This is a genomic window from Marivita sp. (assembly GCF_051251565.1).
Taxonomy (GTDB): domain Bacteria; phylum Pseudomonadota; class Alphaproteobacteria; order Rhodobacterales; family Rhodobacteraceae; genus Marivita.
In genome coordinates this window covers 367185-387742 of record NZ_JBPOFB010000003.1, presented here as the reverse complement: position 1 = coordinate 387742, position 20558 = coordinate 367185, and the positions used below count along the sequence as shown (strand labels likewise).

Below are 20558 nucleotides of genomic sequence, written 5' to 3'. Positions count from 1 at the left end.
CTCATGTCCGAAGCTCCGATCCTGTTTGACCGCACCGCGCTGACGCGGAATCGCGCCCGCGCATCCCGCAAGCCTGCGCTGTTTTTGCACGAAGAGGCGTTGGCCGATATTCAGGATCGCCTGTCTTTGGTTAACAAACCCTTTCAATCCCCGGCAATTGTGACGCCCTTTCCGCAGGTCTGGCAGACCGCCTTTGAAACCGCGCATATTGTCAGCGATGATGATGTGCTGGACCTGACCGAAGGCGCGCATGATTTGGTGGTGCACGCAATGGCGCTGCATTGGGCGAATGATCCGGTGGGTCAGCTTATCCAATGCCGCCGCGCGCTAAAACCGGATGGGTTGCTGCTGGTACAGGCGCTAGGCGGGCAGACATTGCAGGAATTGCGCGCCGCCCTTGGCCAAGCCGAAATCGAAGTGACCGGCGGTCTATCGCCGCGTGTGGCGCCCATGGGCGAAATTCGTGATCTTGGCGCCTTGCTTCAACGGGCGGGTCTGGCCCTTCCGGTGGCGGATAGTGCAGTTTTGACGACAAGCTACGCAACGCCCCTGCACCTGATGCACGATCTGCGTGCAATGGGTGAAACCAATGCTTTGTCGGGTCGGATCAAACACAGCACCCGCAGGGATGTACTGTCACGGGCAATGGCGCTTTATTCCGATGCGTATTCGGACGGCAATGGCAGGATAACCGCCACATTCGAATTGATCACCCTGACGGGATGGGCCCCGGATGCCTCACAACCGCAGCCTTTACGACCCGGTTCCGCGGCACAAAGTCTTGCAGATGCCTTGAACACGGTGGAAACACCGCTGAAAGATTGACCTGACCGCGATAGAGGTTAGTTAGCCCGCTAAACGACGTTAAGGATGCAGGCCCGATGCTGGACGCCACGAAAACCGCACAACGCCCGATCCACGCTCCGACCGATCACCCCAAGGTATCGGCAGGGCGTGTAGGGATTATTCTGGCCAATCTTGGCACACCGGACAACTACACCTATTGGCCGATGCGCCGATACCTGAACGAGTTCCTGTCGGACCGCAGGGTGATCGACTACAGCCCGTGGCTCTGGCAGCCGTTGTTGCAGCTTATCATCCTGACGAAACGCCCGTTCAGCTCGGGTGAGGCGTACAAGTCGATCTGGAACGAAGATCAGGGCGAAAGCCCGCTTATGACGATCACCAAAGATCAGACCGCCAAAGTCACCAAAGCAATGCAGGACCGGTACGGCGATCAGGTCATGGTCGATTTCTGCATGCGCTACGGCAACCCGTCGACCAAATCAAAGGTCCGCGCGATGGTCGAGGCCGGATGCCGCAAGATCCTGTTTTTCCCGCTTTATCCGCATTACGCGGGCGCGACATCCGCCACGGCGAATGACGAATTTTTCCGCGCCCTGATGAAGGAAAAGTGGCAACCCTCGGTGCGCACCGTCGATCCGTATTACCAGCACCCGATGTATATCGAGGCCTTGGCCCAATCCATCGAACGCGCTTATGACAAGATCGAAAAACGCCCGGATATCCTTGTGTGTTCCTACCACGGCGTGCCAAAGCGCTATCTTTTGGAGGGCGATCCTTACCATTGCCAGTGCCAAAAAACGACTCGCCTGCTCAAGGAACGGCTGGGCTGGGAAGATTCGGAAATCATGACGACCTTCCAGTCCAAGTTTGGCCCGGAAGAATGGCTCAAGCCCTATACCGTTGAAGAAGTGGCGCGGCTTGCCGAAGAAGACGGCAAGAAAAATATTGCGGTTTGCGCACCCGCATTTTCCGCCGATTGCATCGAAACGCTCGAAGAGATCAACGAAGAGATCAAGGAAAGCTTTGAAGAGGCCGGCGGTGAGCACTTCACCTATATTCCGTGCCTCAATGATGACGACGCTCATATCGCGGCGTTGTCTGCGGTGATCGAAGAAAACCTGAACGGTTGGATTGATTGAATCTGGCCGTTACTGCGACCTGGAAACAAAAAAGGCGGTGCAAACGCACCGCCTTTTTCGATAGAGTAGTCCGCCGTGGACTATTAGTCAGCAGCAGCAGCAGCCAGCAGGGCGATAACGACCAGCGGGATGATGAGGCCTGCGGATGAGGAGCTTGCAGCGGCTTCTTCAACCACAACAACCGGCTCCATCATCACGTCATCTTTAGCGTAAGAACCGGCCATTGCTGTCGAAGCAGCACCAGCAAACGCAGCGGCGAGAACGAATTTATTCATGTTAACCTCCAGAAATTTGCATGTCGGCGCGCAAAAGCATCACACGACAGGCACCCAAGACTTACCTCGTAAGACTCTCTAACCAGTATATAGTGGTAAATGCAAATCTATCTTATCGCACAACTTTCTTGGCCCACCATCATGTCGTCAAATTAGCAACACCTGAGTGCCCACTTGTGCCAATTCATAAAGCTCTTCGATATGCTCATTATACAGACCAATGCACCCATTCGATGATCGACGTCCGATTTTGCGCGTATCGTGGGTTCCGTGAATGCGATAGTAGGTCCAGCTTAGGTGCAACGACCGTGTGCCAAGCGGGTTGTCCGGGCCGGGTGGAACGTAGTCGGGCCATTCAGGATTGCGAATCTTCATCGACGGTGTCGGGCGCCAATCCGGCTCTGGATCTTTGAGGGTCACCAAGGTCCGGCCACGTCGTGTCAGGTCGTCGGTCAGCGGCACGGAGGATGGGTAAAGACGGTAATTTCCGTTCTCTTCCCAATAGTGAAGCGCCCGCGAATCGATGTCGACAAGGATCGCACCCTTGTTCAGATCGCTGAAGTAAGGCTGCCAGTCCAGTGTCCGGAAGCTTGATACATTGCGCCGGACAGACTGCGACAGATCGCGCTCAATCTCGACGGTAGAGCCATCATTGACGTCTTGCGCCACTGCGGGCGTGGCGAGCATTGCAGCCGACCCAGCCAGAAAGCTGCGGCGATTGAAGGGAAAACGCAGGGTTTTTGCCATCTTATGGCCTCTTCATGTGCAAATAGTTATACGTGGAACGCATATACATATATGGCGTCAATGCCTCAGTCGCAATTCAAAGGAATGTCATTTCGGCAAATCTCGGCTTTGTGTGTTTGATCCCACCCATGTCTGGGGCTAAGCCCGGCTTAGACTTATCTTGGATGGCCTGACATGAAGCGTTCGACATTTCTTTTGGGTGCAGCCGCAATGGCACTGACTGCCTGCGCTGGCGCACCGACACCCCCGACGCTTGGAGCCGATGGCAAACCTCTTCCCAAGCTGTACCGCATTCGCCCCAGCGACACCGGACGTATCCAGTTCCGTATGCTGGACGCCATCAATGCGTTGCGGCAGGCGTCTGGTGCAGCGACACTGGAATTTGACGCGCGGCTGAACGCTGCGGCGGCAACCCATGCGCGCGACATGAGCATTCAAAACCGCCCCTGGCATTTCGGATCGGACGGATCGTCGCCCATCACCCGCATCCAGCGCGCCGGGTATTCCGGCAAGTTGGTAGGCGAGGCGATTTCGGAAACCTATGAGACCGAGCTGGAAACGCTGGCCGCCTGGATGGAAGCCACCAACACGCGTACGGTGATCCTTGATCCCACCGCACGCGAGCTTGGGTTTTCGTGGTTTCAGGAAGAGAACGGCAAAATCTGGTGGAACCTCATTCTGGCAACACCCGAAGCAACCGGATTCACCCCCGTCAACGCACCTTCGTGATTAGGTCCGGTCCGGCCCCATTGTTTCGCGCGCGAAACATTTGGTCAGCCGGGCTTACCTTTCTCAGGGGTTAATGGTGATCGGCGTGCCGTTCTTCACCATCGCATAAATCTCGCGCATTTCGCGGTTGGTCACGGCAATACAGCCCCATGTCCAATCGCGCCCGCCCTTGCGGTTCTTCCACGGGCGACCGTGGATAAAGATGTCTCCGCCCGGAGATTTGCCCATGCGGCGCGCGTTTTCGATGTCACGCGGACGCGGGTAATCAATTCCAATAGACAAGTAAAAGGCGCTGTTCGGATTGCGACGGTCGATCAGGTATTCGCCCTCGGGCGTTCTGCCATCGCCTTCGATTTCCTTGTGACCTTCGGGCGCAAAGCCTAGCCCGATATCGTAGGTTTTGAGGATCGCGTTATGATGCAGCAGATACATCTTGCGATCGCCTTTCTCGACGATCACGCGCGTGACCTCGGGGCCATTATACGTCGGAAACTTTCCACAGGCCGTCAGACCAAGGACAAGCGCCAGAAGACACAGGATTCGAAACATTGGAAACAGACTGCCCGATTTGCTTTTTCTGGACTGTACCAGAGTTTGTGGCCAACTGGAAAACGAAAGCGTGAGTCAATCCCTCAGACTTACTGCCGATCCAGACGCTTTTCGATCGCTTCAAGGCGGGACAACACCTGATCCCGGTAGGCATCGGTCTTTTCGTTCGATTCCTCGGCATGGGCGTCCTGCATCGAATTCACGATCAGGCCCACCAAAAGGTTCACCACGGCAAAGGTGGTGACCATGATGAACGGCACAAAGAATGCCCACGCATAGGGATAAACCTCCATCACGGGCCGCACGATCCCCATGGACCAGGATTCAAGCGTCATGATCTGGAACAGCGAATAGCCCGAGCTGCCAAGATCGCCGAACCATTGCGGAAACGTATCGCCAAACAACTTGGTCGCCATGACAGCGCCGATGTAGAAAATAATGGCCATCAGCAGAAACACGCTGCCCATGCCCGGAAGCGCGGTGATGAACCCTTCGACCACCCGACGCAGGCGCGGTGTCGCGGAAATGACGCGCAACACCCGCAGGATGCGCAGCGCCCGAAGCACCGAGAACCCTTGCGTTGCTGGCACAAGAGCAATCCCGACGATCACGAAATCAAACAGGTTCCAGCCACTCTTGAAGAAGCGCCACCCTTGGGCAAAGAGCTTGAGCAGAATTTCCACGACAAAGATCGCAAGACAGACGCCATCCAGAAACAGAATGATCGGTCCGGCAACAGCCATGACGTGATCCGAGGTTTCCAATCCCAACAAAACGGCGTTGAAAAGGATCACGCCAATGATGAAATTTGTAACCCAGGTCTGCTCAAGAAACGCGGACACTTTGTTGCGCATAGCGCTGCCTCTTTATTTCGGTCGACGCAACAGCGCCACAAGTTCCACATGGGTCGACCAACGAAATTGATCAACCACCTTTACCCATTCAAGATCATATCCGGCCCGTATCAAAGTAGCGGTATCCCGCGCAAAGGTGGCCGGATTGCACGAAACATGGGCAATGCGCGGAATTTTGCCCTTTGCGAGTTCGGCAATCTGCGCGGCCGCTCCTGCGCGCGGTGGATCAATCACAACGCCATCGCATTTCGCCAGATCTTCTGGTTGGAGCGGATTGCGGAACAGGTCGCGCACCTCGTGGGTGATCCGCTTGAGCCCTTCGGCATTGCGCCACGCATGATCCAGTGCATTGATCATATCACGGTCGCCTTCGACCGCATGGACCAGCGCATTCTGTGCCAGCGGCAAGGCAAAGGTGCCACACCCCGCAAACAGGTCAGCCACGCGTTTTGCCCCTGACAGAGCCTCGGTCACCGCGTCGATCAGGGCGGTTTCCCCTTGTTTTGTCGCTTGCAGGAACGCGCCCGGCGGCGGCGTTACATCGGCAGGACCAATCCGCAAGACCGGCGCGCGGCGTTGCAGCGCGATCTCTCCGTCCCATGCAATACGGGCAAGATCATAGGTCCGCGCCAGTTCGGCCAGATCCTGATGCAGCGCCACGTCCAATTCTTTGCCGCCGTTCACCGACACATCCAGCCCCGTGTCCGTATGGGTCAGCATCACCGACAATTCGCCCTTGCGCGACGCGCCAAGAACGCCCAGCGCTTCGACCATCGGCAGGGCCGCTGTCAGCTCAGGATGCACAAGCTGACAATTCGGAACAGCGACAATCGTGTCCGACGCCTTCATGTGAAATCCGGCAAGCGCGCCCTTCTTGGTGCGCTTTACCGAAAACGCCGCGCGTCTGCGTGACTGGGCCGGTGAGGTAATCGGATCGTTCAGATCAATCGCAATGCCTTGCGCGGCCAATGCCTGTCGCACCACATCGCGTTTCCAGTCAGACACGAACGCATCGGCTGCGTGTTGCAACTGGCATCCGCCACAGGATTTGGCATGAGCACAGGGCGCTTTGACCCGGTTTTCGGACGGCGTGTCGATCTTTGGGTCGCGCAGATGTTCACCGTCAAGCGTACCACTGACCACTTCGCCGGGCAGCGCTGCGGGCACATAAATGGGACCGTCGGCAATACCGTCGCCCAAATGGCCAAGTCGTTTGATCTTTACTGTTGTCATGACGCGGCTTGTGCCCCAGCCACGCGCGCGGGTCGAGGGCTATTCCGCGGCCTCGGACCCGATGAAGCCGCCCGATTGCCTGTTCCAATAGCGCGCGTAAAGCCCATGTTTGGCCAAAAGCGCGTCATGCGTGCCCATTTCGACGATACGGCCCTGATCCATCACGACGATCCGGTCCATGCTGGCGATGGTCGACAGACGGTGCGCGATGGCCAGAACGGTCTTGCCCTGCATGACATGATCAAGCGCGGTCTGGATTTCGGCCTCGACCTCGGAATCAAGAGCGCTGGTCGCTTCGTCCAGAACAAGGATCGGCGCGTCTTTGAGGATCGCCCGGGCAAGCGCCACCCGCTGACGTTGCCCACCAGACAGCTTGACCCCCCGTTCCCCAAGATACGCTGCATAGCCGGTGCGCCCTTTGTGATCGACAAGTCCCAGGATGAAATCATGCGCAGAGGCCCGCTTTGCCGCCTCGAACACCTCGTCATCGGTGGCGCTGGGGCGACCGTAGCGGATATTCTCCATCGCGGATCGGTTGAACATCGACGTTTCCTGCCGCACGACGGAAACATCGGTGCGCAAAGCAATCTGCGTGATGTCGCGGATGTCGGTCCCGCCCAACGTGATCCGGCCCTTTTGCACGTCATAGAGCCGCAACAAGAGCGACACGACCGTCGATTTGCCCGCGCCTGACGCACCAACAAGCGCCACTTTTTCACCCTCGGCAAGGGTCAGATCAAATCCCGTCAACGCCTGCCCTGCCCCGCCATAAGCAAAGGTCACGGTGTCAAAATGCACCGGACCACGCGGTGCGGATGGCGTGGCACCCGGTCGGTCGGTGATCCCGTGTTGCGGTGTCAGCGTGCCAATGCCGTCTTCAACCTCTCCGATATTGGTGAAGATCGACATGGCGACCCGGCCCAGACGGTTGGTCAGCATGGACAGGCGCGTGGTGATCATCGCCGTCATGGCGATGTCGCCGGCAGATGCGCTCCCGATGCTCCAAAGCCAAAGCGCGCCAAGGATCGCAAACAGGGGCAGCATCCCGCCCAGAGTCATCAGCACCATGCGGAACACGGCCGACAACGTGCCAAAGGCCAGCGACCGATCCCGGTAATGGTCAAGCGCGGCGCGGGTGGCCGTGTCTTCGTCAGCGTCGCGCGCAAAGAGCTTTACAGCGGCAATGTTGGAATAAATGTCGACCACCTGACCGGTGACCTGCGTGCGCGCACCCGCCCGCGCCTTGGATCGCGTTTGCACGCGCGGGATGAAATACCGGAGCGCCGCAACATAGAAGACGGACCAGATGACAAAAACCAGCAAGAGCCGCGCATCAATCGACGCCATCAAAAAGAACGCACCGATGAACATGGCGAAAGAATACACCACCACATCCGACACCTCGATCACCATGTCAGTCAGCGCACGAGCGGTTTGCAGAGCTTTTTGACTTAGGCGACCGGCAAAATCATTCTCGAAGAACTGCATCGAATGGCCCAGCGTGTGCTGGTTCAGCCGTGCAAGGATCATCGGGTACAGGTTTGGCCCCAAAAGAACCCCTGTAACCCCGGCATCCATGACGAAAATCAAAGGTCGGATGACAAGGAAAAAGACCACGCCAACCACTACCACTGGCCAGAACGTCGCCCAGAATGCGCCCTGTTCGGCAATTGCGGTCTGGTCGATCACCCACCCGGTGAATCGCGCCGCGACCAGCTCTGATATGCCGGTGACAAAGGTGATCGCAAAGGCAATCAGGATCGCGCGTTCAGACCCGTGCAGCGCCCAGCGCATGAAAGGCAGCATGTCCTGCGGAGGTGGTCCTTTGGCCGGTTCAAACGGTCGGATCATGTCAGAGACGAATTTCATTCCGCCGCCTCAGCCCCGATAAAGCCGCCTGATTGCCTGTCCCAATAGGGGACTTTTGCGTTAGCTTGCCTGGGCTTCTCGAGTGTCGGTGCGGCGCATTGGGTCATGTGGTTTGGAAGAGCCCGCTGATGAAGCGGATTTCACCGCGGACGCCTGGACTACTGTTTTGAATATGGCCGCGTTTGATGGCTCCGATCGGTTCAAGCCCGCTCAGGATTGATTTGGCCGCTTTGGCATCCCGCCGGGCAGGCAAGCGGAAATAGGTGTCGTCACCGTGCCAATCGACGCCCGCACAACGCAGATGCTTTTCCGCTCTTTTGGTGATCTCCGGGCCAAACTTGATCACCCGGCGATACACGGTCGACCGATCAACACTGATCCCGCGCTCTGCAAGCGAATCCACTACGCCCTGATAGGAGAGCGAAAAGCGAAGATACCAACGGACAGCGCACAGAATGATCTCATACGGAAATCGATGGTGCTTGAAAGGTGATCTATGCTGCATGTTCATCCCCAGAAGACTGAAGCTTGTCGCGCGCGGTCGATTAATGCAACAGTCCCTTCCGGGTTAAGTTGTCGATGGGCCAGGATTTTACCCAATACGAACCCGCCAAATTCGAATCTGAGGTGGCCGATTTTTTGGGGGGCTCAACGGCAAAAAATGCACTGCCCCTGTGGGGTTACCCCTGTAAGTCATGGAGACCCGCGAGTTTCCTATGGTAAGATCCGCAGTAATTATTGGAGACCGCATGTGACCAACGCAGCCCTCATTGTCGCCGCCGGACGCGGACAGCGGATGGAACGCGACCTGCCCAAGCAATACCTGACGCTTGGTGATGGAGTTGTGCTGTCGCAGACCATTCGCGCGATGCTGGCCTCGCCGTTGGTGGGGCTTGTACGCGTGGTTATCCACCCGGACGACCGGTCGCTCTACAATGTGGCAGTTGCGGGCCTCTCAGACATGCGCTTGCTGGAACCGGTCACGGGTGGGGCGTCGCGCTCGGATTCAGTGCGGCTCGGATTGCACAGCCTGTCGGAATACAGCCCCGATACGGTGTTGATCCACGATGCTGCGCGTCCGTTCTGTTCCGTTGATCTGATTGCCCGCGTGCTGTCTGAACTCGCCAATGCCGACGGTGCATTTGCGGCCTTGCCCATCGTGGATGCTGTCTGGAAAACAACCAATGGCTGTGCATCCGGCACGGTGGACCGAACCGATCTTTGGCGCGCCCAAACCCCTCAGGCGTTCCGGTTCGCCGCCATTCTGGGGGCGCATGATGCGGCCACCACCGACGCCGCTGACGATGTCGAAATCGCCCATCTGGCGGGACTGACCATCAAGACCGTTCAAGGGGATGAGCGTAATTTCAAGATCACGCTGCCGCAGGATCTTGACCGGGCCGCACGTCTGATCGCAGAATAATTCCCAGTCACCATCTGTCCAAAAGGGGATCAACCGGGCAACCGTACTCTGGTCGGGCAGGAAAGAGGTCCTTAGGGAGCAGGGCAGCAGATATGCTGTCTTGCTTGACGCCTTGGCGCGCAGACCGCAAAGTGACTTTCAGGTTCGCAGTATTTTGGCGGCGCGCGTTTTTGAGTGGAGCTTATTTGTCATATGTCCCGTTTCAGTAAAGTTGCGTGGAAGGAAGGCTTGTTTCTCAAGCCCCAGCATTTGCAGCAGTCTGACCGCTATATGGAAAAGACAGTCACGGCGCGCACCGGGCATCTTACTCCGTTTCCGTGGGGCGTTGTCGAAATGTCGTTTGACCAGTCGCAACTGCGCCAAGGGCGGCTTGAGCTGGAACTGATCTCTGGCATCTTTGCCGATGGCACACCCTTTGATGCGCCGCACACGGCCCCATTGCCGCGCGAGATTGATGTCCCCGAGGAATCCATCGGCAAGACCATCTGGCTGACCCTGCCCAATATGGCGCAGAACGACCGTGACACCGGCATGCCCGAAGACGCCGGAACCCGATATGTCATTCAGGAAGAACGCGGGCTGGCCGACACCAGCGCCGTTGCCCGTTCCGAAGAAGCGATTGAGGTTGCGGTGCCGCGTCTTGAACTCACCTTGCGGGACAAGGCCAAGGAAGGCTTCCAGTGTATCGCGCTTGGCCGCATTGCCGATGTCAGCGACGGCAAGGTGGTGACGTTGGATCAGAACACACCGCCCACCGGATTGGTATTGTCGGCACATCGCGCATTTGAAGGATATCTGAAATCGGTCATCGGATCTGTTGAGGCCCGGCTGGAGGTGCTGGAACGCTACGCGGCGGACCCGACCTCGGGTGGGGGGATGCAGGACAAGGACTATCTGATGCTGATGGTTCTGAACCGGAACCTGCCGATCCTGTGGCATCTACGGCAATTGCCTGCGGTCCATCCCGAACGCCTTTATGAAGCCTTGGTTGCTTTGGCAGGGGAGTTGACCACCTTTGAAGAACGCGACCGCCGCGCGCGCGATTACGGACGCTACCGGCATGACGATCCGAAGGAAACATTCAAGCCGCTGGTCGACGACATCCGCCGACTGCTGTCGCGCGATGTGGGCCGGGCGCTGCGCCTGCCGCTGGAACAGCGCCGCGAAAACAGCTTTGCCGCCATGGTGGACGATCCGAACCTTTTTGCCAGCGCGACTTTCATGATCGAAGTGTCCGCCGCCTTGCCGCTGACGCAAATCCAGCAGCAGTTCCCGCAATTGTGCAAGGTCGGCCCGTCGACACGGATGAAAGAGATCATCGTCAACAACATGCCGGGCATAACGCTGGTGCACACACCCAACCCGCCGCCGCAGATCCGGGTGGTGGCAAACCATGTGTATTTCCTGGTCGACAAAATGAGCCCGCTGTGGCGCGACTTCTCGGTTGCGCCCGCGATCGGTCTGCATTTCGCCGGTGCATGGCCAGGCCTTGAACTGGAGCTGTGGGCGATCCCAGAGGAGCGTTGAGATGGCATCGGACGACGACGAACGCACGGTCTTTGGTCAGAAGATACCTCCGCGCCAGCCCGCGCCACCGGCAGGGCAAGGGGCCGTACCCGCGCCACCTCCCGCCACCGAAGGGGAACGTACAATCTTTGGGGTGAAAGTCCCGACGCCGCATCCGCAACAGCCTCCACCGCCGCCCCAGCAGGCGGCACCACCATATTATCCCCCACCGCCCCAACCCTACCCGCCCTATCCCGCGCCGCCGCCGGCCTATCCAGCACCGCCTGCGCAAAACGCAGGTCCGCCGCGTGGATCAGAGGACACATGGCTGGGCGGTGCGCTCAGCCCGCGTGGCAATGTCCCGCCGTCACAGCCCCAGCCACCGCAACAGCCGTATCCACCCTATCAGCAATATCCCGCTGCGGGCGCACCGCCGCCGGGCTATCCCCCGCAGCCCTATCCGCAACAGCCGCAACACCCCTATCCGCCGCAGTACCCGCCCCAAGGCTACGGCCAGCCTCAATCTGGGCTGGGCACGCCGCCGGACATGCAGTTCCCGCATGCCGCTCAGCCAGCACAGGCACCTGTGCGCAATGTGCCCAAGATCGCGTTTACGGATGCGCTGCGTGGGGCCGGGCTTGATGTTGGGGCATCGTCCAACCCAATGATCGCCGCCGCTGCGGATCTGCTTGTGTTGCTGGGGCGGTTGCGCACCGGCATGGTGGAAATGCACGCGATCCCGCTGCGCGACCATGTGGTCCGCGAGATCACCAAGTTTGTGCAGAAGTGCCACGAAGCAGGTCTTCCGAAAGAGGATATCGACATCGCGCGCTATGCGCTTGCGGCAACGTCGGACGACATCGTGCAAACCGTTCCGGGCAATGACCCGCAATATTGGCAGCAGTTCTCGATGGCAGCGGAATTGCTTGGGGACCGGTCCGCCGGGATCGGGTTTTTTCACCATCTCGAACAGGTCGTCGCCTTTCCATCGCAGCGCAAGCACGTGCTGGAATTGATGCTGACCTGCCTTGCACTTGGGTTTCAGGGCAAATACCGCACGGAACCCAACGGGGCGGTTGCGTTGCAAAGGGTACGTACGGAAGTGTACCAGCGGTTCCGGTCCACCACCGAACGCCCGACAACTGACTTGTCGCATAAATGGGTGCCTGTGATCCTTGGCGGACGGCGGCGTCAGGGCGGGGTGCCGCTTTGGGTCGTGGGCAGCGTCGCGGCCGGTATGGTTGTGGCACTGTTTGCGAGCCTGTCGTGGATCTTGTCCACCGATGCGCAGGCCGCACAGAACCAGATCATCGCGCTGCATGACCTGCCCAACGAGGTGGCCATCGAAGGCGGACAGGACGTGCCGGTCTACGAGGCCGCCGCCACCGGGCAGCTTGAGCGTATTCAGGGGCGGCTTGCCCAGGATATCGAAGCGGGGCGCACATCGGTGCAGGAAGAGGGCGATTACATCTCGGTTCGTCTGGGTGCGTTTCTTCGGTTCGGGTCCGGGTCTGCCGATCTTCAGGAAGATGTCAGTGAACTGATCCAGCGGATCGGCACCGTGCTAGAGGCCGAACCGGGCGGGATCATCGTGGAAGGCCATAGCGACAACATCCCGTTGCGCGGCACCGGGCGCTACAAGACCAATGAGGCGCTGTCAGAGGCCCGCGCGCAAACCGTGCGCGACGCGATTGCGCCGCATCTGACTGACCCGGACCGTATGACGGTTGTGGGCCATGGTCCGGCAAAGCCGCTGGACACTGCCGATACAGCCGAAGCACGGGCCAAGAACCGGCGGGTTGAAATCCTGCTGCGCAAGGAGCAGCGGCTATGAGATGGGTGTGGCGTCAGTCGAGGCAGCTTTGGATTCACAAGTGGTTCCGCATCCCGATGATGATTATCGGGGTGATTTCGCTTTGTGCAGCGATCTGGTTCGGCTTGCCGATGACCGGGGCGGAGTGGCTGTTGTCACCATGGCTGCGCGGTGGTCTGATCTTTGCTATTCTGGGCACCATCGCGTTGGTGGCATTTCTCAAATACCGCAAGCGTAAGAAGGCCGCAGACGAGCTTGAGGAAAACCTTGTCGAGGTGCCTGTGGGCGACGGCACTGTTCTGGCTGAACGCATGCAAGAGGCGCTGGCCAAGCTCAAGAAAACCGGGGGTCCGACCTATCTCTACGATCTGCCCTGGTACGTGATCATCGGCCCGCCCGGTGCGGGCAAGACCACGGCGCTGGTGCATTCGGGGCTGGAGTTTCCGGGCACTGATGCCTCTGCGGTGGCGGGGTTTGGCGGGACCAAGAATTGTGACTTTTGGTTTTCAGAAGAGGCGGTGCTGATCGACACGGCGGGCCGCTATACGACACAAGACAGCGATGCGCGTGCCGACAAAATGAGCTGGGCGGCGTTTCTGGCACAGCTCAAACGGACACGACCCAACCAGCCGATCAATGGTGTGATCCTTGCGTTTTCGTGCGAAGACATGATGACGGCGGATGATGACACGCTCGACAGTCATGCGCTTGCAGTGCGGGCGCGTCTGGCGGAACTGCATGAAACGCTCAAGATCGACGTGCCAGTCTATACGATCTTCACCAAGGCGGACATGATCGCGGGCTTCCGCGAATACTTTGGACCGTATGGTGAAGACCGGCGCAGGGCTGTCTGGGGGATCACCTTTCAGACCAAGAACCGCAAGGAAGAGACCTATCGTACAGTGTCGGCTGAATTTGATCAGTTGATCACGCGGTTGTCTGACGAGGTCACGGATCGCCTCAACGAAGAGCCCGATTCCGTTGGGCGTATAGCGATTTTCAGCTTTCCTGGTCAGATGGCGCTGTTGCAGCGCAACGTGAACGATTTCCTGCGCCGGGTGTTTCAGAAGCCACAGGAAACTCATGCCATTCTGCGCGGGTTTTATTTCACTTCGGGCACCCAAGAGGGTACGCCGATTGATCAGGTCTTGGGCAAGATCGCGTCTGACGACGGGTCGGTGCAGCCGTCCTTCATGTCGGGCAAGGGGCGCAGCTATTTCCTGCATGATCTTTTGAAAAAGGTGATCTTTGAGGAGCGCGACTGGGTCGGGTACGATCTGCGCGCCATGCGGCGTCGGGCGATCTTGCGCACTGGCGCGCTGTCGCTGATCGCGGCGGGCTGTGTCGCCGCGATGGGGCTGTTTGGTTATAGCTTCTGGATGAATGCGTCATTGATCCGCGAAGCCAATGCCGCGCAGCAGATCTATGCGGTCGAGGCGCAGGAATTGCTGGCTGAAACCATCATCACCGACTCTGCGACCCGCCCGTTGTTGCCTGCATTGGCAACAGTGCGCGACATCCCGGCGGGATATGGCAATCCACGCCCGCAGGCCTTTGGCGAACGGGTGGGTCTGTCGCGCCGATCCAGCATTCGCAGCGCGGCGCTGGAATCCTATTCCGACAGTCTTGAACGGCTGCTGCGCCCGCGCATGATGCTGTTTCTCGAAAACCGGTTGCCCATGCTTCTGGTGAGCGGGAACACTGAAGAAGCCTACCGGGCGCTCAAGGTCTATATCCTGCTGGCCAAGGAACAGGACGGCCGCGAAGACGATCTGGCGATTCAGGCTTATTTTGCAGAAAGCTGGGCACCGGAATATTCCGAGCCGGGGCTTGATGGCGAATACCGAGAGATCAACGAACATCTGGCGGCAATGCTTGAACTGGATGAACGGGTGACGCCCGCGCTTAAGCCGAACCGCGATCTGGTGGAACGGGTACAAAAGGAAATCGCCACCCTGTCGTTGGCGCAGCAGGCCTATTCGTCGATCCTTAGCCAAGCGGCGGCGATGACGCCGTTCCAGCTTTCTGATGAACTGGCGGATGTGCAGACGGATGTGGTGTTCCGAACCACTGATGGGCGTCCGCTCGATTCCCTGACTGTGCCGGGACTGTTTACCTTCACCGGCTATTGGAGCGTGTTTCAGGACGCGGTGGCCAATGCCGCCGAACGGCTTGAGGATGAACGCTGGGTTCTGGGCGAACCGGGTGAAGGTGTGGATTACGACGGCCAGTTGACCGGGCTGAACCGCGATCTGCATGCGCTTTATACCCAAGACTTTGCCAAGGCATGGAACGGGATGTTGGGCCGGATTGAACTGGTCCCGATGTCGAACGGCGCGCCGCAATATCCCGCGCTTGCGGTGGCGTCCGCGCCCTTTGCGTCGCCCATCCTCAAGCTGGCCGAAGCGGTGGACAACGAAACCCGTCTGTCGCGGTTTCTTGACGTGATCGAGAACATGGAGATCACCCCCGAGGCGCTGGCCACTGGCGATGTGGGCGGGCAGCTTGCCAATGTCGGGTTTGATGAGGCAGAGCGGCGGTCTGGTGCGATTCAGCGGATTGCGCTGAACATGTTGCGCGACCGGAGCAAGTTTCAGGAACGTGCGGTGCCCTCTGCTGCCGCACCCTCGCAGCGTCGCCAGTTGGAGCAGATCGAGCAGCGGTTTGAAAAATGGCATCGTCTGGTGCGCGAAGAGGGACCATCCAAGCCCATCGACATTGTTCTGACCGGGTTGTCGGCCCTGCTGGAGAACCGGCAGCTTGCCGGGCGGACCTCAACGCCGTTGATGGATGAACGCGGCTTGCAGGACGCACTGAACACCCTGAGTCAGGGTATTCCGTTTTATCCTGAAACCATCATCGGGTTCGTGAACCAGATCGAGCGGGAATTCCTGACCGTGTCGGCCAATGCAACGATGGACGAATTGAAACGTGCGCTGACCGAAGAAATTTCGTTGTTCTGCACGCAGAACGTTGCGTCGAATTTCCCGTTTGCGGGAAGCGGGTCGCGGCATATCTCGACCGCCGCGTTTGGTGAATTCTTTGGGTATGGCGGGCGGATGGATCGGTTTTACAACGAGCGCCTGCGCGACCACACCGAACGGTCAAGCGACGGGTCGATCGTTCCGCGCGATGGCAGCGCACTTGGCGAACGGTTGTCGAGCGCGACGCTGGCGCAATTTGCCCGCGCCGAACGCATCCGGCAGGCGTTCTTTGAACCCGACAGTGCCAAGCCGACGGTGTCGTTCTCGATCACGCAAGTGGCGGCATCGCAAAGCGTTGAAGGCAGCCAGATCGGGTTTGGGGGCCGCACCGTACAGCTTTTTGCGAATTCGAGCGGATCAACGGTGACATGGCCAGATGACACCGCGGATATCGCAGTGACGATCATTCCGGGGGTAGAGGGTGCCGAGAACACCCAGCGCTTTGGCGGGGGTCGGTGGGCGATCATGGATTTCATCACCCAAGGCCGCAACAGGATCGAAGGCACACGCGTGGACGTGACCCATCAGATCGGCGGGCGGGCGGTGACGTTCCGACTCGAGTTTGACAGCATCACGATCCCGTTCCTGATGCGCGAAATTTCGGAGTTCTCGTGTCCGACAACGCTGGAATAATACCCGTCACCCCGGTGATCTATGGCAAGCACCCTGCCTATGGGGACTTCCTTGCACATGGGTTGGAGCATGGTCAGTTCCTTGGTCTGGATCAGTGGCTCGAAGCCGTGTTGCCACCGTTGAAAGCGGGACTTGGCGACAGTTGGGAAGCCGCGTGGCGCTATGCGCCGGTCTTGCGGTTCTGGATTGGGCCAGACGTGTTCGGGGTGCCGTTGTTTGGCATTTTCATCGCATCGCGCGACAAGGTGAGCCGACGCTATCCGTTGATGTTTTGCCTGACCGGTCTTGTGCCCCCGCCGCCGATCCACCCCAGCCATGATGAGACGCCCTATGACGTGTTGTCTACGCATATCGGTGGATTCGAAGTGCCGCGTGACGGTACGCGCGGCGCCAAGACGCTGTTGACCGGCTTTGAGGTGCCAGCGGTTCTGGGCACCCCGTTTGAGGACGGCTTTGACGGAGTGTTGTGGGGCAGTCGCCATGACGGTGATCTGGCGCGGTTGTTTCAGGATGCCCGGAGCGCGGATTACGACAAATCGCAGCTTGCCCGGAGCCATTGGTGGCATCCCGCCGACGACCTGCGCGAGGCGGGTTGGCTGGCGGTGAACGGGTTGCCCGACACGCAAGCGCTCAACTGGCTGTTGACCGGACGGCTGCGTCCACCAGAGCCGAAACAAACCGCGGCGCCGGACACCCGGCCAAAGGCGGAAGACGTCCAGGAGGGGACCGCGCAAGAAGTCGCCCCGGCAGGAGAGGAAGACAATGGACCAGACAAGAATAACATCGGGTGACGGCCTGTTTGATTTCGAGACCCATCATCGCACGGATGTCGGTTGTGTCCGGGCGGTGAACGAAGACAGTATGCTCGCCATGCCCGGATCCGGCCTGTGGTTGGTCGCTGATGGCATGGGCGGGCATGCGGCGGGGGATTTCGCGTCGCAAACTATCGTGTCCGAGCTGGGGACGATGGGCGTTCCCGCCGGGGCGCTTGACCTCAAGGCGCGGTTTCTGGAACGGCTGGGGCAAGCCAATGCCAAGATCTTTCGTCATGCCTCTGACTTGGGGGGCGGGGCTATCGGATCGACCATTGCAGCGCTGCTGATTGCGCAAGACCATTTCGCCTGCATCTGGTCCGGAGACAGTCGGGTTTACAGGATGCGCGGCGGTGGATTGTCTCAGGTAACACGCGACCACACCGAAGTTCAGGCGCTTTTGGATGCGGGCACCATTTCGCAGGCCGAAGCAGATGCGTGGCCGCGCAAGAACGTCATCACCCGCGCCATCGGTGTGACCGAAGCCCCTGAATGCGACATGGTGGAAGGTGCGCTGGCGCATAACGATCTGTTTCTCATCTGCTCGGACGGATTGACCGAGTATTTCAACGACAGTGAATTGGAAGGTGTTTTGAACATTGGCCAGTCCGGGCCATTGCCGGACCTGTGTGACCGGCTGGTGAACACCGCGCTGGAGCGGGGCGGTAAGGACAACGTGTCGGTGGTGATCGTGCGCTGCACCCAGAACCGGTTGCCCAATATGGATGTAGCCGGGATGTACCCAGAATATAGCGGGCAGCTATGAGCGATCCGTCGACCCAGCCGCCCAAGCCTGACACGCCCGACGTGGACGAGGATCGGACCATCCTGTTTCGCCCAGACGGCACATTCGGCGACGCAGATGCGCCTGATCCTGACAGGACGGTGATTGCGCAGCGCCCAGTGCCGAAAGACGCCACGCCAGACCCGGATCGCACGATTCTTGCCACCACGCCGCCGGGTGCGGGTGACGAGGCCGAGGCCGAGGCCGAGGCGACTGTCCCGCCCAAGGCAGAGCCGGCTGACCCCGATCGCACCGTGATCGCGCAGACGCCTGTGCCGGGTGAGGTTCCATCGGAGCCAGAGACCACACCCGAGGTTGACCCTGACAGGACGATTGTGTCCCCGATGCCGGGAACGTCTGCTGCGGCCGCCACGCCACCGGACGAAGACCGCACGGTCCTTGCCGGGGCCGCGACCGTACCGCCGCAACGCGACGTGCCCGAGCCGACCGCCACGACGGATGCACCGGATGGATCAACCTACAGGCCGATGTCCGAGGTTACCGCGACCGATGCTCCGGCCCCTACTGACGCACCTGCGCAGGAAGGCGTGTTCGGAACGCAATCGGTCCTTGGGACGGCAACGCTAAGCGCGATTGTGCCGCCGCCGCCGGGCACTGCGCCGACACCGCTGAGTTCGCTTGAGCCGGGAACGGTCATCAACAATATGTACCGGGTCGAGGAACGGCTGGATCAGGGCGGTATGGGGCGCGTGTTCCGGGGGGTCGAGATTGGCACCGGTGAATCCGTGGCGATTAAGGTGATCCTGCCCGAGATGGCCGAGGATGTGAAAGTCGCGCAGATGTTCCGGCGCGAGGCGCGCACCCTGCGACAGCTGCATCATGACGCCATCGTCCGCTATTTCGCCTATGTGCCGCCTGATCAGAACCTCAACCTGCACGCGCTGGTGATGGGGTTCATCGAAGGCACCAAACTGTCGGACAAGCTTAAGGCAGAAGGCGCGTTGCGGCGGGATCAGGTGCTTGAACTGACGCTGCGCTTGGCAGGCGGGCTGGACCGGGCACACTCTAACGGGATCGTGCACCGCGACCTGTCACCGGACAATGTGATGCTACCGGATGGCGATATCTCGAAGGCGGTTCTGATCGATTTCGGGATCTCGCGGTCGTCCAAGATCAAGGACGTGACCATCGGCAATGAATTTGCGGGCAAGCTGAAATACGTGTCGCCTGAACAATTGGGCGATTATGGCGGGGAGGCTGAAGCGCCAAGCGATGTTTATTCGCTGGGTCTGTTGATGATGGCGATGCTGACGGGCAAATCCGCCGCGATGGGCGACACGATTGTTGAGGCGGTGCAAAAACGCCAGAGCGTGCCGGACCTGACCGGCATTCCAATGGAATTTCACGATGTGCTGACCAAGATGTTGGAGCCGAACCCCGAGCTTCGGTTGCGCACCATGACTGCCGTCATCGAAGAGCTGCGCGACATGGATGACAGTGGCACCGGGTTTGGCACACGGTCGCGCATTGGTGCGCGCACTGCGGCCAAGGACAGGGCGGTGCCCGGTTTGCAGGCGGTGCCGATAGCCCGCTCGATCAGTGGCGGTGCAGGGGCAACGGAACCCCCGGCCTTCCATACGGGATCGGCCAAGGGTAGCGATCGGAGTGGCAAGGGCCTTATGCTGGCAGGGATTGTCGTATTGGCGGTTGTCGCGGGCGGTGCGTTTTTCGCGTTTCAGGGCGGTGGCCTGCCGTCGGATGGTGGTGGCGACGCGGTGACGCCAGACGAAGCGATTGCCGCCGGGTTGGAGCGTTTGCCCGAAAGCCGTGAGGCGTTCTTGGCCACAACCCTGCCGGACGGCTGTGTCTTTGCCACGCGCCGCCAGCAAGGCAGCGCTGCGGGACTGATCGAAGGTTATACTGACAGTGCATCGCGCTTGCGCGGTGTGGGCGAAGCCTTTGCGGCGGAATACGGTGCAGCTCCCGAAGTGATTACGCGCGATATCCCGCCTGCGCATTGTGCCGTGCTCGACTTTGTGCGCAGCTTTCAGGGTACGCGTGGCGCGCGGATCGAGATCGCGTTGGACACCCATGTGGCCGCGCGGGGTGACGGTGTGATCGGGCAGGTGACTGGCAGCGCCGGTCGTCAAAACTGGCTGTCGCTGGTGGATGCGAATGGACGGGTCTTTTCGCTGATGCGGCAGTTTGATGATCCCATCGGCAATGAGCGCCGCTTTGCGTTTCGCCTGCCCTCGGCACCTCCGGGGAAGTACCTGTTGGTCGTGACCGCGTCGGATCAGACGCTTGTGCGCGCGGGCGCGATGCAGGATGGCACTTTGGCGTCGGACATCCTGCCGCTGATGCTGCGCGAACTGGCGCAGGACGGTCAAGGCGCGGTTGACATCGCCTACCTGGAGCTGACGCAGTAGCGGTGTTTGTG

The 20558-nt window shown here is 59.6% G+C and carries 17 protein-coding genes; 10 read left to right on the top strand and 7 right to left on the bottom strand.

Annotated elements, in window-relative coordinates; translation table 11 throughout:
* Window positions 1-3: 3 nt before the first annotated feature.
* Together ACSHXH_RS06470 and hemH are read left to right on the top strand one after the other, a co-directional pair.
* Window positions 4-825: a methyltransferase domain-containing protein gene (locus tag ACSHXH_RS06470; RefSeq protein ID WP_435670956.1), complete on the top strand. Its 822-nt coding sequence runs from the start codon at window positions 4-6 to the stop codon at window positions 823-825.
* 56 nt (window positions 826-881) lie between these two features.
* The gene (hemH, locus tag ACSHXH_RS06465) at window positions 882-1946 is read left to right on the top strand and encodes a ferrochelatase (protein ID WP_435670955.1); all 1065 of its coding nucleotides are present in this window, start codon (window positions 882-884) and stop codon (window positions 1944-1946) included.
* Between the two features lie 83 nt (window positions 1947-2029).
* Here the strand turns inward: hemH and ACSHXH_RS06460 are convergent, their stop codons facing one another.
* Both ACSHXH_RS06460 and ACSHXH_RS06455 read right to left on the bottom strand, forming a co-directional pair.
* Complete coding sequence (locus ACSHXH_RS06460) at window positions 2030-2221, bottom strand: ferrochelatase (RefSeq protein ID WP_435670954.1); 192 nt, start codon at window positions 2219-2221, stop codon at window positions 2030-2032.
* A gap of 147 nt (window positions 2222-2368) precedes the next feature.
* Window positions 2369-2968, bottom strand: coding sequence for a L,D-transpeptidase (locus tag ACSHXH_RS06455; protein WP_435670953.1), 600 nt, complete (start codon window positions 2966-2968; stop codon window positions 2369-2371).
* 174 nt (window positions 2969-3142) lie between these two features.
* On the opposite strand from ACSHXH_RS06455, the gene ACSHXH_RS06450 reads away from it, so the two are divergent.
* Window positions 3143-3697: a CAP domain-containing protein gene (locus ACSHXH_RS06450; RefSeq protein WP_435670952.1), complete on the top strand. Its 555-nt coding sequence runs from the start codon at window positions 3143-3145 to the stop codon at window positions 3695-3697.
* 63 nt (window positions 3698-3760) lie between these two features.
* On the opposite strand, the gene ACSHXH_RS06445 is transcribed toward ACSHXH_RS06450, so the two are convergent.
* The 5 genes from ACSHXH_RS06445 to ACSHXH_RS06425 form a co-directional block, all read right to left on the bottom strand.
* Window positions 3761-4246 (bottom strand): L,D-transpeptidase family protein, encoded by a 486-nt coding sequence (locus ACSHXH_RS06445; RefSeq protein ID WP_435670951.1) that lies wholly within the window; start codon window positions 4244-4246, stop codon window positions 3761-3763.
* An 89-nt stretch (window positions 4247-4335) separates the two neighbouring features.
* A complete protein-coding gene (locus ACSHXH_RS06440; protein WP_435670950.1) occupies window positions 4336-5100 on the bottom strand; it encodes an ion transporter in 765 nt (254 codons plus the stop codon).
* 12 nt (window positions 5101-5112) lie between these two features.
* Entirely contained in the window at window positions 5113-6333 is a 1221-nt protein-coding gene (locus ACSHXH_RS06435; protein ID WP_435670949.1) for a class I SAM-dependent RNA methyltransferase, read from the bottom strand.
* Window positions 6334-6372: 39 nt separating this feature from the next.
* A complete protein-coding gene (locus ACSHXH_RS06430) occupies window positions 6373-8202 on the bottom strand; it encodes an ABC transporter ATP-binding protein (RefSeq protein ID WP_435670948.1) in 1830 nt (609 codons plus the stop codon).
* 103 nt (window positions 8203-8305) lie between these two features.
* The gene (locus tag ACSHXH_RS06425) at window positions 8306-8707 is read right to left on the bottom strand and encodes a hypothetical protein (protein WP_435670947.1); all 402 of its coding nucleotides are present in this window, start codon (window positions 8705-8707) and stop codon (window positions 8306-8308) included.
* A 246-nt stretch (window positions 8708-8953) separates the two neighbouring features.
* On the opposite strand from ACSHXH_RS06425, the gene ispD reads away from it, so the two are divergent.
* From ispD to ACSHXH_RS06390, 7 genes are all read left to right on the top strand, one after another.
* Window positions 8954-9625 (top strand): 2-C-methyl-D-erythritol 4-phosphate cytidylyltransferase, encoded by a 672-nt coding sequence (gene ispD, locus ACSHXH_RS06420; RefSeq protein ID WP_435670946.1) that lies wholly within the window; start codon window positions 8954-8956, stop codon window positions 9623-9625.
* A gap of 192 nt (window positions 9626-9817) precedes the next feature.
* Window positions 9818-11152 carry a type VI secretion system baseplate subunit TssK gene (gene tssK / locus ACSHXH_RS06415; protein WP_435670945.1) on the top strand — a complete coding sequence of 445 codons (1335 nt, stop codon included), beginning with the start codon at window positions 9818-9820 and terminating at the stop codon, window positions 11150-11152.
* Window position 11153: 1 nt separating this feature from the next.
* Window positions 11154-12965, top strand: coding sequence for a type IVB secretion system protein IcmH/DotU (gene icmH, locus ACSHXH_RS06410; RefSeq protein WP_435670944.1), 1812 nt, complete (start codon window positions 11154-11156; stop codon window positions 12963-12965).
* A complete protein-coding gene (gene tssM / locus ACSHXH_RS06405) occupies window positions 12962-16561 on the top strand; it encodes a type VI secretion system membrane subunit TssM (RefSeq protein WP_435670943.1) in 3600 nt (1199 codons plus the stop codon). The genes icmH and tssM overlap by 4 nt, the downstream gene beginning before the upstream one ends.
* On the top strand, window positions 16540-17352 hold the full coding sequence (gene tagF, locus ACSHXH_RS06400) for a type VI secretion system-associated protein TagF (RefSeq protein ID WP_435670942.1): 813 nt from the start codon (window positions 16540-16542) through the stop codon (window positions 17350-17352). Before tssM ends, tagF begins: the two co-directional genes overlap by 22 nt.
* On the top strand, window positions 17324-18139 hold the full coding sequence (locus ACSHXH_RS06395; protein WP_435670941.1) for a PP2C family protein-serine/threonine phosphatase: 816 nt from the start codon (window positions 17324-17326) through the stop codon (window positions 18137-18139). The genes tagF and ACSHXH_RS06395 overlap by 29 nt, the downstream gene beginning before the upstream one ends.
* Window positions 18136-20547 carry a protein kinase domain-containing protein gene (locus ACSHXH_RS06390; RefSeq protein ID WP_435670940.1) on the top strand — a complete coding sequence of 804 codons (2412 nt, stop codon included), beginning with the start codon at window positions 18136-18138 and terminating at the stop codon, window positions 20545-20547. Before ACSHXH_RS06395 ends, ACSHXH_RS06390 begins: the two co-directional genes overlap by 4 nt.
* The last annotated feature ends 11 nt before the right edge of the window (window positions 20548-20558 follow it).

Coding starts and splice junctions, on each gene's coding strand:
- ACSHXH_RS06470 (WP_435670956.1), top strand. CDS start 4: ATGTCCGAAGCTCCGATCCTGTTTGACCGCACCGCGCTGACGCGGAAT.
- hemH (WP_435670955.1), top strand. CDS start 882: ATGCTGGACGCCACGAAAACCGCACAACGCCCGATCCACGCTCCGACC.
- ACSHXH_RS06460 (WP_435670954.1), bottom strand. CDS start 2,221: ATGAATAAATTCGTTCTCGCCGCTGCGTTTGCTGGTGCTGCTTCGACA.
- ACSHXH_RS06455 (WP_435670953.1), bottom strand. CDS start 2,968: ATGGCAAAAACCCTGCGTTTTCCCTTCAATCGCCGCAGCTTTCTGGCT.
- ACSHXH_RS06450 (WP_435670952.1), top strand. CDS start 3,143: ATGAAGCGTTCGACATTTCTTTTGGGTGCAGCCGCAATGGCACTGACT.
- ACSHXH_RS06445 (WP_435670951.1), bottom strand. CDS start 4,246: ATGTTTCGAATCCTGTGTCTTCTGGCGCTTGTCCTTGGTCTGACGGCC.
- ACSHXH_RS06440 (WP_435670950.1), bottom strand. CDS start 5,100: ATGCGCAACAAAGTGTCCGCGTTTCTTGAGCAGACCTGGGTTACAAAT.
- ACSHXH_RS06435 (WP_435670949.1), bottom strand. CDS start 6,333: ATGACAACAGTAAAGATCAAACGACTTGGCCATTTGGGCGACGGTATT.
- ACSHXH_RS06430 (WP_435670948.1), bottom strand. CDS start 8,202: ATGAAATTCGTCTCTGACATGATCCGACCGTTTGAACCGGCCAAAGGA.
- ACSHXH_RS06425 (WP_435670947.1), bottom strand. CDS start 8,707: ATGCAGCATAGATCACCTTTCAAGCACCATCGATTTCCGTATGAGATC.
- tssK (WP_435670945.1), top strand. CDS start 9,818: ATGTCCCGTTTCAGTAAAGTTGCGTGGAAGGAAGGCTTGTTTCTCAAG.
- icmH (WP_435670944.1), top strand. CDS start 11,154: ATGGCATCGGACGACGACGAACGCACGGTCTTTGGTCAGAAGATACCT.
- tssM (WP_435670943.1), top strand. CDS start 12,962: ATGAGATGGGTGTGGCGTCAGTCGAGGCAGCTTTGGATTCACAAGTGG.
- ACSHXH_RS06395 (WP_435670941.1), top strand. CDS start 17,324: ATGGACCAGACAAGAATAACATCGGGTGACGGCCTGTTTGATTTCGAG.
- ACSHXH_RS06390 (WP_435670940.1), top strand. CDS start 18,136: ATGAGCGATCCGTCGACCCAGCCGCCCAAGCCTGACACGCCCGACGTG.